We start from the raw sequence: 12,691 nt of genomic DNA on the forward strand, positions 1-12,691 counted from the left end.
TGCCCCAAATGCCGCGCCAAAAATGCGCAGTGAATCCCGCGCCGTACGGCCATGCTTGCCGTGCGGCGCGTTTTGCTGTATACTGGCCTTATTATAAAGGAAACGGGGTACAGTTTTATGGCGAAACAGCGCGATACAGTCCTGGACGCCATGCGGGGCATCGGCATTGTGCTGATGGTGGTGGGCCACTCGGGGTTTGGCGGCACCGGCTTCATCTATTTGTTCCACATGGCGCTGTTCTTTATGCTCAGCGGCTATTTTTTCCGGCCCGCACAGGATGGTGCGGGGTTGCGGCGGTTCTGCATCCGCCGGGTGATGACCCTGTGGCTTCCCTTTGTGCTGGCCAACACCGCCTTTACGGTGTGCAACAACCTCTTCCTCAAACTGAACATCCTTACCGGGGACGAACGCATTCTGGACCTGCCGGGCAACCAGGTCACCCAACCGGTGACCCTGAAAGATATCATCGGCCGTACTGTGCACTGGTGCATCTTTGACGGCGGTACCCAGCTGGGCGGCGCCCTGTGGTTTGTGCAGGCGCTGTTCCAGATCTCGATTTTGTATGCGCTGGTGGAGTTTGTGCTGCGCAAAGTCCTGCATGGCCGCGACGTTCAGACGGCCCAGGGGTTTGTGTCCGGCGTGCTGCTGATTCTGGGCTGGCACTGCTCCCAAACCGGGTGGAACGTCTGGGGGCTGGGCATTGCCGCCAGCTGCTACAGCCTGTTCTATCTGGGCACTTTGGCCCGCCGGGTGGGGCAGCCCCCGCGCAAGGTCCCGGTACGGGCCGGGATCGCGGCGGCCGCTTTTGTGGTGCTGCTGGTCCTGCTGCCCTTCGGCTCGGTAGGGCTGGCCGGCAACCAATATCCCGGTTGGCTGTTCCTGCTGCTGGCCAGTTCCGCCGGGTGGGTACTGGTCTATGAATGTGCCCACCTGGCCGCCCGTCTTCCCCGGTTGGGCGCCGCCCTGGCAGCCCTGGGCCGGGCCACCATGCCCATTGTGATCCTGCATTTTCTCAGCTTCAAGCTGGTGACCTGGCTGGGTTTGCTGGCCACCGGCGGCGAAGCCTATCTGCTGGCCGCCTTCCCCACCCTGTTTACCGGCGGCGCCTGGTGGCTGGCCTACACGGCTGCGGGGTTGCTGTTGCCGCTGGCTGCCTATCAGCCTTATCGTATGCTGAAAACCCGGCTTCTGTGCCGGCTGCGGAGGTAACATGGCAAAGCAATACTACCAGGGCGAAACGTTCCGGGACCCGGACCCCGCCCTTTTGCAGGAGGCCGAATTCAACGACTGCACCTTTACCGATTGCCGGTGGGAGGACGTGCGGGTACGCAACTGCACCTTTTTGTCCTGCACCTTCCAGCATTGCAGCTGGAGCGGTGTGGTGTTCAGCTTTTGCCAGATGCGGGACGCCTGGTTCTCCGGCTGCGCGTTCCGCTCTATCGCCTGGGGCGGCTTGCAGGGACGCAGCGCCCTGGTACAGCCCTTTGGCAAGGCGGAGCGGTGCGAATTCCGGTACAACGAGTTTTCCGGCATGACCTTTGTGGGATTTGACTTTTCCAGCTGCCGGTTCGGGGACTGCATCTTTGACGAGTGCCGTCTGGCTGGGGCGGATTTTCGCGGTGTGCCCCTGGGCCACACCCAGTTCAGCCGCTGCGATCTGCAAAAAGCCGATTTCCGGGAAGCCACCGACTACGCCATTGACCCGTCCGCCAACAAAATGCAAGGGGCACGGTTCAGTTTTCCCGATGTGGTGGCGCTGCTCAACGGGTTTGGGCTGAAAATCGAATAATATCGTCAAAAGCAGCAAAATTCATGTTGCTTCAGACTGTAAAAAAGGAAAAATCCGTCGCCATCGTCGGACATGTACCGACGATGGCGACACCGACAGGGAAATTTCACGGCAAATTGTGTGCGAGGAACGAAGGGACGAGTGCGCGATTTGCCGTGAAATTTTGTCGAGGGGGTGTCCAAGAGGGGGAATAGGACCGTCAGGCAATCGCCGTGCGGGACTGTTCCCCCTTTTGCAGCGTGTCGGCTTTCTCGACACGCTGCAGCGGCAAAAATTTTTGCCGCTTTTTGTTTTGGAGTGACACAAACAGGCCCCCGGCGGCGTTATAGAGGTGAAAGACGCCCACGAAAGGAAGTGATCCGGTATGCAGACCGAGCAGGACCTGGAAAAGCTGGTACATACCTACACCGCACCGCTGCTGCGGTACTGCACAGCCATGCTGGGCAGTGAAGCGGACGCCCAGGACGCCGTACAGACCACCTTTGTAAAGGCCTGGCTGCGGCGGAACAGCCTGCGGGGCGACGGGCAGGACAATGAGCGGGCCTGGCTGTACCGCATCGCCTACCGCACGGCGCTGGATATGCTGCGCACCGCCAAACGGGCAGAGCAGCGCCAACCGTCCCAGCCGCCCGAACCGGACCCCGGCATCAGTGAGGAGCTGCGCGCCGCCCTGAACACGCTGGACCCGCTGGACCGGGCGCTGGTGTTGGAACGGGTGCTGGACGGCATGGACTACGCCGCCCTGGCCAAAATCCACCATCGGCCCGAAAGTAATCTGCGCACCCGCTACCACCGGGCCAAACGCCGTCTGGCCGAACTTTTGGAAAAGGAGGGAATCCGCCATGACCCCTGACCGCGATGAAATTTTACTGCGCAATGCCCTGCAAACAGGGCTTCGCCCCACCGAGATTGACTTGTGGCCCGCTGTGGCCGAAGCACTGCCCGCCGGGGAAAGGCGGCAGAAACGGCGTACCCGGGCACTGCGGCTGGCCGTCTGCCTGGGAGCACCGCTGCTGCTGGCTGCGGGTGCCCTGCTGGGCCAGGTGAAATTTACCAATCTGCGCACCAATCCCCGCCCCAGTTTTGCCCCCGAAAACAACACCGGCTATGCCATTCAGTACGACCAGACCGCCTATCAGCTCCCCGACGAACTCATGGATTCCCTGCTGGCCCACTACAACGGGCAGCACGATGCAGACGGCATGCCGCCCATGCGCACCTTTTTGAGCGGCCGCAACCTGCCGCCAGAAGGCCCCGGCGGCCGTGGCTACGACAGCTGGGCGGACCTGACTGAGGCCACCGGCCTGCCGCTGGTGCAAAGCGACCTGCTGGACAGCGGCACGCCGGACGACAGCGGATTTTCTCTGATCCCCTATTCGTACACAATCCCCTTGCCCGATGACTGGCAGACTTTTTCTGTGGAAGAACGCAATGCCTACTACAAGGACTACAACGAAAGCCAGTGGCGTCTGGCCGGTGCCTGGCCCGCCGGCTTCTCGGTAGAATGGGACGAGGATACTCCGATGTACCTCTACCCCCGCCGGGTGGATAAACTTTCCAACGGCTGCACCATCGAAACCCAGGCCTATGTGCTGCTGGCTGCGGAAGAACGCCCCGCCGGCACTTCCTCCACCGGGTCCCGGGTGTATTACGACAAAAAGGCCGGTTTTGTGTGGGAGGTGGAGGAATACACCACGCCTTCCGGTATTGTGGCCCTGCTGCCCCGCTGCACCAGCAACGGAAAGACCAGCCCGTATCTGAACGCCTACGCCTTCTTTGAGCAAAACGGCATCTTCTACCGGTTGGAAATCATCCCCTACGATGGCTGGGGCCAGATTGAGGACGGTGGTGAAGTTGCCCGCGCCGTGCTGAAAGAAGTGCTGGACAGCATTGAACCCGCCGCCTAAAAGGTCGAAAGCCGGTGCTTTTTCCGGCCAAAAGTGCCTTGTATTCACAAATTAGCCAAATTTGTACAGCGATAGGCTTGCTTCCGCAGGCATATCGCTGTTTTTGATTTTTGAACAAAATTTGTACACAATTTCACGCTACACTGAATGCGTTATATTACCACCTTTTGGTGAAGGGAGTTTCGGAATCATTATGTCGGAACAAGACAAGGCTGTGCGCCGCGGCCCCCTGGGTTGGCTGGCGCGCCATAACCCGCTGCATTGGGTAAAACGCCACAAAAAACTGACGATCTTTTTGGTGATCGTGCTGTTGATCATTGCGTTTGTGGTCAACTTTCTGGGCCGCACCGCCGCGGCCAGCGCTGCGCTGACCTACCAGTTCGTGCGCACCACCACGCTGCAAAAGACCAGCCTGACGGATTCGGTCAGCGTGACCGGTACCGTGGCCTCCGGTTCCACCGCCAGCGTCACCGCATCGGATTCCGTCAAGACCTACAAGGTCACCGCGGTGAACGTAGCCGTGGGCGATACCGTCCACAAGGGCGACGTGATCGCCACGCTGGACACTTCCGATGTGGAAAAACAGATTGAAAACGCCCAGCAAAGCTACAGCGACAGTGTAGAGGAAGCCCAGACCAACTACAACAACAGCGTGGAGGACCAGGCCACCAACCTGGCCCAGCTGCAGGAAGATCTGGACAAAGCCCAGGAGGATTACGATACCCTGGGCCTGACCGACTACTATGCCTCGATGGAGAATACCGCCGGTGCCACCGGCACCAACCGGGAACTGGTGGAATACTACTATGGCCTGTACGCCGAGGAAATTGCCGGACTGCAGAACACCATTGCCAACCTGCAGATTCAGCTGACCCAGGCCCAGAACGACGGCAATGCCGACCGCCAGAAGGAAGTACAGGGGCAGCTGGACGATTACAAAAACAAACTGAGTATTGCCATGGGCCAGTGCAGCATCCCCGAACTGGGCCTGCAGGGCTTTGAAACCATCAGCCAGTATTATAATAGCATTGAAGAATTACGGGAAAAACTGAAAGAAGCCCAGCAAAAATACGACAACGCGGTAACCAGCAACGCCCGCAGCGTAGACAGCGCCGAGACCAAGCTGGAACAGGCCAGCCGCACCTCCGATACGCTGACCGACCTGCAGTCCACCCTGGAAGATTGCACCCTGACCGCCACCATGGACGGCACCATCACCGAACTGAACGCCACCGTGGGTTCGGTGTGCAGCGGCACGGTTGCCACCATCCAGGACGTGAACGACCTGACGGTGGAAGTGACCATTCCCGCCAACTCGGTGGGCAAACTGTCCACCGGCATGCAGTGCAATATTACCAGCGATGCCACCGGCGATGCCGAAATTTCCGGCACCCTCACCCGCATTGACCCCGTGGCCAACAGCGAAGGCAACTTCGGCGCCACCGTCACCGTCAACGGCGAGGATTCCGGCCTGCTGATCGGCATTTCTGCCGAGGTGGAAATCATCATCAACCAGAAGGACAACGTCTTTACCGTTCCCCGTGACGCCGTGGGCACCCACGAGGACGGCACCTCCTATGTGCTGCGCAAGACCGGTGGCGAAGGGGTGGACATGACCTTTGAGGAAGTCACCGTTACCACCGGCGACGCCAACGATTACTACATCGAAATTTCCGGCGACGATCTGGCCGAAGGGGACGTGATCCGTTCCAGCGCCGACCTGACCCAGGGCATTGAAACCACCACCCAGGACTTTCCCGGCATGATGGACAGCCAGGTGGTGATCGCCGACGGCGGCGCCGCGGCAGCAGCCCCGGCCGGCGGCGGTGATATGGGCGGCGGCCCCGGCGGCGGTGGCCCCGATGGCGGCCCGGGAGGCATGTAACCATGGCCAACACCGAACAATTTGCCAAAGCGATTGCCGACAAATTGCTGGACACCGCTCCCGAACCGTCCTGCAAGCTGAACCTGCCGGATACCGCCGACCAAAAGCCCCGGCCGCTCATCGAGATGCACGACATCCACAAAAGCTACTACATCGGCAAGCCCAATGAGCTGGAGATCCTGCACGGCATCAGCCTGGAAGTGTATCCCGGGGAATTTGTGGCCATTGTGGGCGAATCCGGTTCCGGCAAATCCACCCTTATGAACATTATCGGCGTGCTGGATAAACCCACCACCGGCCAATACACCCTGGACGGTGTGGACATTCACAATGCGGCCGACAACGAACTGGCGGCCATCCGCAACCGCAAGATCGGCTTCGTGTTCCAGACCTACAACCTGATCGGACGGCAAAGCGCTTTGAAAAACGTGGAACTGCCCATGCTTTACGCCGGAGTTCCCGCCGGGGAACGCAACCGCCGCGCCAAAGACTGGCTGAACCGTGTGGGCATGGGGGATCGGATGAAGCACCAGCCCAACGAGCTGTCCGGCGGTCAGAAGCAGCGTGTGGCCATCGCCCGTGCCATGGTCAACGAACCGGCACTGATCCTGGCTGACGAGCCCACCGGCGCCCTGGACAGCCAGACCAGCCGCATCGTCATGGACCTGTTCCATGAGATGCACGAAAAATACCACAAGACCATCGTGCTGATTACCCACAACCCTCAGCTGGCCGAAGAATGCCAGCGGGTGCTGACCCTGCGCGACGGGCTGATCGTGGGCGAACGAAAGGGGTCCGGCAAACGTGCAGCTCTTTGAGAATATCTCGATGGCCCTGGCCAGCGTGCGCAGCAACAAGATGCGCAGCCTGCTGACCATGCTGGGCATCATCATCGGCATCGCAGCGGTCATTGCCATCGTCACAGTGGGCAACAGCATGACCGGCACCGTGACGGACTCCATGTCCGGTATGGGTGTCAGCAACATTACGGTCAGCCTGACCCAGAAGGACTCCGACGACACCAGCGGCACCGCACAGGGGGTCACCCTGCGCCGCTTTATGGATTCCACCCCTGCTGCGGACGACCTGATCAGTCAGGAAATGATCGACGATTTTATGGCGGATTTTCCCGACCAGGTCAACCGCATTGAACTGAGCCAGGAGGTGGGCAACGGCACCATTGCCAAGTACGGCGACCCCAACACCACCATCCGCACCACTGTTTCGGGCGCCAACGCCGACTCGCTGCTGGCCAAGGAGGAAGACACCCCCATTCTGGCCGGGCGCTGGCTGGACGATGAGAAGGACGCCGGGCGCTATGTGGCCGTTGTATCCGAAAAATTTGTGGAACAGGCCATCGGCGGCAGCAACACCGATGCCATCGGCAAATCCTTCACGCTGACTATCAACAAAAATCTCTACACCTTTTATATTACGGGCGTCTACGAGTACACCGAGGATGTTTACGCCAGTATGTTCGGCGCTACCGACGACGACCAGATCCAGACCAACATCTACATTCCGCTGGATGTAGCCAAATCCATTGCCGGTGCCGACGCCGGGTACCAGACCATCACGGTGGTGGCGGCCAACGGCGTGGATGTGACCAGCTTTGTAGATACGGTGGGCAGCTACTTTGCCAGCTACTACACCTACAACGACACCTGGACCGCCAGTGCCAGCAGCATTTCCAGCCTGGTGGAATCCATGACCGATATGCTCAACACCCTGTCGCTGGGTATTTCGGCCATTGCAGCCATCTCGCTGCTGGTGGGCGGCATCGGCGTCATGAACATCATGATGGTGTCCGTCACCGAACGTACCCGCGAGATCGGCACCCGCAAGGCACTGGGTGCCCCGGGTTCCGCCATCCGCATGCAGTTCATTACCGAGAGTGTGATCCTCTGCATGATCGGCGGCGTGATCGGTGTTGTCCTGGGCATTGCGCTGGGCGCTGCCCTGAGCAGCGTAGTAGGCATGACCGCCAAACCCAGCATCGCCTCCATTGTGGTGGCGGTCGGGTTCAGTATGGCCATTGGCGTCTTTTTCGGCTATTACCCTGCCAACAAAGCCGCCAAGCTCAACCCCATCGACGCCCTGCGTTATGAATGATCTTTCCGGTTGCCGCCCGACAGCGGCCCGGCGCCCCCGCATTGCGCGGGGGCCTTTTTTGTGTTATACTTATTTATTAGTGTTCATTTTTTTAGAGGGAAGGGATCTGCTGCCATGCAGCAACAAAGCAAACCGATTTTTACCAACCGCCAACTGATCACCCTGCTGTGGCCGCTGGTCATTGAACAGGCCCTGAGCGTGCTGGTGGGTATGGCCGACACCATGATGGTCTCCTCCGCCGGTGAGGCCGCCATCTCGGGCGTATCGCTGGTGGATATGATCAACCAGCTGATCATCACCATCTTTGCGGCCCTGGCCACCGGCGGTGCCGTGGTCACCAGCCAGTATCTGGGCGCCCAAAAAACCGATTCCGCCGCCCGCAGCGCCGGGCAGCTGGTAACCCTCAGCGCTATTCTGGGCACGGGCATCGCCGCCCTCTGCCTGCTGCTGCGGGCCCCCATGCTGCGGCTGTTCTTCGGCTCCATCACCGCCGACGTAATGGACGCCGCGCTGCTTTACTTTACCATCACGGCGTTGTCTTTCCCGTTCCTGGCCCTGTACAACGCCGGTGCGGCTATCTTCCGTTCCACCGGCAACAGCGCCGTATCCATGAAAGTTTCGGTCATTGTGAATCTGATCAACTTTTGCGGCAACGCCCTCTGCGTCTATGGTCTGAAAATGGGCGTGGCCGGTGTAGCCGTACCCACCCTGGTCTCCCGTACGGTGGGCGCCGTGATCATTCTGTTCCTGGCCGCCCGGCCCGACTATATGCTGCGCATCACCGCCCGCACCGTCACCCGGCTGGAACCGGGCACCGTCAAGAACATTCTGTCCATCGGCATTCCTTCGGCCTGCGAGAACAGCCTGTTCCAGCTGGGCCGCGTTCTGGTGGTCAGCATGATCTCCCTATTCGGCACCGTACATATTTCGGCCAACGCCGTGGCCAACAACCTGGACAACGTGGGCTGCATCATCGGCAACGCCATGTGCCTGGGCATGATCACGGTGGTGGGGCGCTGCATCGGCGCCCAGGACTTTGAGCAGTCCATCCATTACACCAAAAAACTGATGCGCTGGGACTACGTGGCCCAGGGCCTGACCAACGCCACGGTGCTGCTTCTGCTCAATCCCCTGCTGAGCCTGTACACCCTCTCGCCCGAAACTGCCAGCCTTTCCGCCCAACTGGTCTGGATTCACGCCGGCATTTCCATCCTCATCTGGCCGTCGGCCTTTGTGCTGCCCAACGCCCTGCGCGCCGCCAACGACGTGCGCTTTACCATGATCGTATCGGTCATTTCCATGATCGTATGGCGTCTGGGCTTCAGCCAGATCCTCTGTGTACAGCTGGGCTGGGGTGCACTGGGTGTCTGGTGGGCCATGATCATCGACTGGGTATGCCGTACCCTCTGCTTTGTGATCCGCTTTGCCAGCGGTGCCTGGAAAAAGAACGCCGTCAAAACCCCTGCCTGAACCGATAAGGAGTTTGGTTATGAAATTTGTAAGCTGGAACGTCAACGGCCTGCGCGCCTGCCTGAAAAAAGGCTTTGAGGAAACCTTCCGTACCCTGGACGCCGATTTTTTCTGCATTCAGGAAACCAAAATGCAGCCTGGTCAGGCGGATTTTGCCCCCGAAGGCTACACCGAATACCTGTACAGCGCCGACAAAAAGGGCTATTCCGGCACCGCCATCTGGGCCAAAACCCCGGCGCTCTCGGTGCGGTACGGCCTGCATGAGGACCTGCACAACCACGAAGGCCGCGCCATCACCCTGGAGTACCCGGATTTTTACCTGGTGAACCTGTATGTTCCCAACTCCCAGAACGAACTGGCCCGCATCGACTACCGGATGCAGTGGGAGGATGATCTGCGCCGCTACCTGCAGGAACTGGACGCCCAAAAGCCGGTGATCCTGTGCGGCGACCTGAACGTGGCCCACACCGAGATCGACCTGAAAAACCCGGGCCCCAACCGGGGCGCGGCCGGATTCAGCGACCAGGAACGGGGCAAGCTGGATGAACTGCTGGCCGCCGGCTTTACCGACAGTTTCCGTCACCTGCACCCCGATGCCACCGGCATGTACAGCTGGTGGAGTATGCGGTTCCGTGCCCGGGAGCGGAACGCCGGATGGCGAATCGATTATTTCCTGGTCAGCAACCGGCTGGCTCCGCAGATCCAGCGCGCCGATATCCTGATGGAGGTGCTGGGCAGCGACCATTGCCCTGTCACGCTGGAACTGGACCTGTAAATTCTGCTCCAACCAAAAATTTTTGATTTTTTTGAAAAAAATTCCCCCGCGTTGCAAAAATCAGCGCGGGGGAATCGTCTTATTGAATAGAAAGAGAAAACAAAGGGGGTGTGAGGTCTGACCAACGAAGAATTTACCGGCTTGATGCAGCAATACCAGAAGCTGATTTATACTGTCTGCCTGCAGTTTGTTCATGATCCCCACACCGCCGAGGACCTGACGCAGGACACCTTTCTGGCCGCCTTTTCCGCCATTGACCGCTGCGAACCACAGTACTACAAAGCCTGGCTGGTGCGCGTAGCGGCCAACAAATGCAAGGACCACCTGAAAAGCGCCTGGGTGCGCCGGGTGGAGGCACCGGGGGACGATGCCCTGCCGGAACCCCGGGGCGCACCACCCGGCGACGCCGCCGACCCGGCCGAGCAGCTGGCCCAGCGGGCCGGTGCCGAGGAATTGGAAACGCTGGTACGCAGCCTGCGCGAGCCATACGGCCGCATTGCGGTGCTGTATTTTCTCCAGCACAAGGATACCGCCGAGATCGCCGCGTTGGTGGATCGTCCCCCCGCGACGGTAAGCAGCCAGTTATGGCGTGCCAAACTGCTGCTGCGCCGGCAGATCGATGAGAGGAGGCTGAAAGAATGAGCCTGTTTTTTGACAACGAAAAGCTGTTTGATGCCGAAGGACACCTGACCGACGAAGGCTTGTATGCCTTAAAGGACGGCACGCTGGATGATCTGGGCGCGTTGGAAGCCGCCGAACATCTGAGTTTCTGCGACTACTGCCTGCTGCGCTACACCCAGCTGATCGACGCCGCCCCCGCCTGCCTGCAGGAACCCATGCGGGATCTGATTCCCCAGGTACAGAACCTGATGCGGCTGCGCCGGTTCCGCATTATGACCAACCGCTATGTATCTGCCGCCGCAGCCGTGGTACTGGCGTTCATGCTGTGGGGCTTTGCCTCCATGGGCGCTTCCCAGCGGATGGCCCAGCGGGCCGTGGAACCCCAGGCCCCCCGGGTCAGCTTTGGGCAGTGGCTGGATACCACCGTCAGCGGTTTTTACGACGGCCTGAACGATACCTTCAGCAATTTTACGCTGGCTGCCGAAAACGGCCTGGCCCAGCTGCAACACCACCAAAACAGCGATTCCGCCAAGGGAGAATGATACCATGAAAAAGAACGCTTTGCTTACCTTTATCTTCGCCTGCATCCCGGGCGCCGGGCAGATGTACTACGGCTATATGCAGCGGGGTCTGTCGCTGATCACCCTGTTCTGCGGCTGCTTTGTTCTGGGCGCCATGGTCAGTCCACTGGTTGTGACTGCCTTCATTGTATGGATGTACAGCTTTTTTGACACCTACGACCTGATCCGCCACCTGGCAGCCGGGGACCCCAAACCCGATTCCCTGCTGCTGCTTGGCAGTTGGGACGACCTGAAACTGCTGGTACCCCGCCACAACCGCCTGTTGGGCTGGGGCCTGGTGGCACTGGGCGTATGGTCCTTGTACGGCCTTGTGGTGGAACCGCTGCTCTACCATCTGCTGGCGCTGCTGAATATTGAGAACGCCTGGTATTATGTAAGTTCCATCCCCACGCTGGTCATTGCCGTACTGCTGATCGCCGCCGGTGTGTGGCTGCTGGGCCTGCACCCCAAACACGGGGACGAAAATAATCTGCCCCCCTACCCCCACGACCAATCTTCCACGTAATACAGTTTGTATAATTTGAAAAGAGGTAAACAAAATGGACGAAAACAAGACCACCACGGCCACATCGGCCCCGGAGACGCCCGCCGCCCCCAAAAAGGAGCGCCGCGTGGGCCGTGTGGCATTTGCCCTGCTGTTGATCATTGCCGGCGTACTGCTGCTGGCTCAGCAGTTTGTGCCTTCCTTCGATCTCTTCTCCATTGTCCGGTTCGCGCCCGCGCTGCTCATCGTACTGGGCGTGGAACTGCTGGTCTATTCCGCCACCCCCAACATCAAGGTGAAATTCGACTGGCTCAGTGTGCTGGGCTGCGGCTTCATTCTGGTCGTTGTGGGCGGCGCTTCGCTGGTGCCCCTGGCCTGGCGGTATGTGAATCCCGCCCGGGATTACGCCCGCAACAATTATGCCAACCAACTGCAGGACCAGGCCTACCGTGCCCTGAACGCCGATTCTGACCTGAAAGCCCGCGTGGAAAGCCTGTACGTAAGCGTTTACTTCAACCACCTGCAGGACGGCGACTACACCCTGCAGGACGAGGACATGGTCAACATCAATGTGGACCTGAAACAGAACGGTTATGCCACCACCGAGGCCTTTGCCGCAGATTGCTACCGCATCACCCAGCTGCTGGAAGAAAACGGTCTGCCCATAGATGATTACTGCTTCAACAGCTACAGCGACCAGAGCGGCAACGGCAACCAGTACAGCCTGGACTTCCTTTCCAGCTTCTTTGAAGGGCTCAGCGAGCAGCAGCTGGCCCAGCGTGTGACCGCCTACTACGAATATGACGGCACCAGCTACTCTTCCCTGGCCGACCGGGACAACGCCGTGAAAGCCGTCCTGCGGGAGGAAATCATCGGGGAATTTGCCGCCGAACACGACGGTGAATATCCCGGCGACGAGTACGTGACCCAGGAAGTGGAAAAGCGTTTCCAGGCGCTCTACCCCACGCCCACCGCAGCCCAGCACACTGAGCCAGTCGAATTTCACCTTGATGTTGGGGGTGGCGGAATAGACCAGCAGTTCCACGCCCAGTACGATGAGCAGCGCG

At 59.8% G+C, this 12,691-nt stretch carries 13 protein-coding genes; all 13 read left to right on the forward strand.

The window, feature by feature from the left end; all coding sequences use genetic code 11:
- Positions 1–117 precede the first annotated feature (117 nt).
- On the forward strand, positions 118–1,209 hold the full coding sequence (locus H6B10_RS07595; protein ID WP_204651039.1) for an acyltransferase family protein: 1,092 nt from the start codon (positions 118–120) through the stop codon (positions 1,207–1,209).
- Position 1,210: 1 nt separating this feature from the next.
- Complete coding sequence (locus tag H6B10_RS07600; protein ID WP_204651040.1) at positions 1,211–1,789, forward strand: pentapeptide repeat-containing protein; 579 nt, start codon at positions 1,211–1,213, stop codon at positions 1,787–1,789.
- 364 nt (positions 1,790–2,153) lie between these two features.
- Positions 2,154–2,642: an RNA polymerase sigma factor gene (locus H6B10_RS07605; RefSeq protein ID WP_204651041.1), complete on the forward strand. Its 489-nt coding sequence runs from the start codon at positions 2,154–2,156 to the stop codon at positions 2,640–2,642.
- A complete protein-coding gene (locus H6B10_RS07610) occupies positions 2,632–3,696 on the forward strand; it encodes a hypothetical protein (RefSeq protein WP_204651042.1) in 1,065 nt (354 codons plus the stop codon). The genes H6B10_RS07605 and H6B10_RS07610 overlap by 11 nt, the downstream gene beginning before the upstream one ends.
- A 193-nt stretch (positions 3,697–3,889) precedes the next feature.
- Positions 3,890–5,581: an efflux RND transporter periplasmic adaptor subunit gene (locus H6B10_RS07615; RefSeq protein WP_204651043.1), complete on the forward strand. Its 1,692-nt coding sequence runs from the start codon at positions 3,890–3,892 to the stop codon at positions 5,579–5,581.
- A 125-nt stretch (positions 5,582–5,706) separates the two neighbouring features.
- Complete coding sequence (locus H6B10_RS07620) at positions 5,707–6,399, forward strand: ABC transporter ATP-binding protein (RefSeq protein ID WP_204651051.1); 693 nt, start codon at positions 5,707–5,709, stop codon at positions 6,397–6,399.
- Positions 6,386–7,693: an ABC transporter permease gene (locus H6B10_RS07625; RefSeq protein WP_204651044.1), complete on the forward strand. Its 1,308-nt coding sequence runs from the start codon at positions 6,386–6,388 to the stop codon at positions 7,691–7,693. The genes H6B10_RS07620 and H6B10_RS07625 overlap by 14 nt, the downstream gene beginning before the upstream one ends.
- Positions 7,694–7,807: 114 nt before the next feature.
- Positions 7,808–9,163, forward strand: a complete 1,356-nt coding sequence (locus H6B10_RS07630) for an MATE family efflux transporter (protein WP_204651045.1) — start codon at positions 7,808–7,810, stop codon at positions 9,161–9,163.
- A 19-nt stretch (positions 9,164–9,182) separates the two neighbouring features.
- Positions 9,183–9,938 carry an exodeoxyribonuclease III gene (locus H6B10_RS07635; protein ID WP_204651046.1) on the forward strand — a complete coding sequence of 252 codons (756 nt, stop codon included), beginning with the start codon at positions 9,183–9,185 and terminating at the stop codon, positions 9,936–9,938.
- Between the two features lie 117 nt (positions 9,939–10,055).
- The gene (locus tag H6B10_RS07640; protein WP_275951059.1) at positions 10,056–10,580 is read left to right on the forward strand and encodes an RNA polymerase sigma factor; all 525 of its coding nucleotides are present in this window, start codon (positions 10,056–10,058) and stop codon (positions 10,578–10,580) included.
- Positions 10,577–11,101 (forward strand): hypothetical protein, encoded by a 525-nt coding sequence (locus H6B10_RS07645; protein ID WP_204651048.1) that lies wholly within the window; start codon positions 10,577–10,579, stop codon positions 11,099–11,101. Before H6B10_RS07640 ends, H6B10_RS07645 begins: the two co-directional genes overlap by 4 nt.
- 4 nt (positions 11,102–11,105) lie before the next feature.
- A complete protein-coding gene (locus H6B10_RS07650; RefSeq protein ID WP_204651049.1) occupies positions 11,106–11,645 on the forward strand; it encodes a hypothetical protein in 540 nt (179 codons plus the stop codon).
- A 34-nt stretch (positions 11,646–11,679) separates the two neighbouring features.
- A partial coding sequence (locus tag H6B10_RS07655) for a LiaI-LiaF-like domain-containing protein (protein ID WP_204651050.1) occupies positions 11,680–12,691 on the forward strand: 1,012 nt, incomplete at its 3' end.

It is taken from the genome of Gemmiger formicilis, assembly GCF_016901605.1.
GTDB classification, from domain to species: domain Bacteria; phylum Bacillota; class Clostridia; order Oscillospirales; family Ruminococcaceae; genus Gemmiger; species Gemmiger formicilis_B.

Bases quoted from the DNA above. Each gene is read 5' to 3' on its own strand.
- H6B10_RS07645 (WP_204651048.1), top strand. From the start codon at position 10,577: ATGAGCCTGTTTTTTGACAACGAAAAGCTGTTTGATGCCGAAGGACAC.
- H6B10_RS07635 (WP_204651046.1), top strand. From the start codon at position 9,183: ATGAAATTTGTAAGCTGGAACGTCAACGGCCTGCGCGCCTGCCTGAAA.
- H6B10_RS07595 (WP_204651039.1), top strand. From the start codon at position 118: ATGGCGAAACAGCGCGATACAGTCCTGGACGCCATGCGGGGCATCGGC.
- H6B10_RS07615 (WP_204651043.1), top strand. From the start codon at position 3,890: ATGTCGGAACAAGACAAGGCTGTGCGCCGCGGCCCCCTGGGTTGGCTG.
- H6B10_RS07600 (WP_204651040.1), top strand. From the start codon at position 1,211: ATGGCAAAGCAATACTACCAGGGCGAAACGTTCCGGGACCCGGACCCC.
- H6B10_RS07610 (WP_204651042.1), top strand. From the start codon at position 2,632: ATGACCCCTGACCGCGATGAAATTTTACTGCGCAATGCCCTGCAAACA.
- H6B10_RS07650 (WP_204651049.1), top strand. From the start codon at position 11,106: ATGAAAAAGAACGCTTTGCTTACCTTTATCTTCGCCTGCATCCCGGGC.
- H6B10_RS07620 (WP_204651051.1), top strand. From the start codon at position 5,707: ATGCACGACATCCACAAAAGCTACTACATCGGCAAGCCCAATGAGCTG.
- H6B10_RS07605 (WP_204651041.1), top strand. From the start codon at position 2,154: ATGCAGACCGAGCAGGACCTGGAAAAGCTGGTACATACCTACACCGCA.
- H6B10_RS07630 (WP_204651045.1), top strand. From the start codon at position 7,808: ATGCAGCAACAAAGCAAACCGATTTTTACCAACCGCCAACTGATCACC.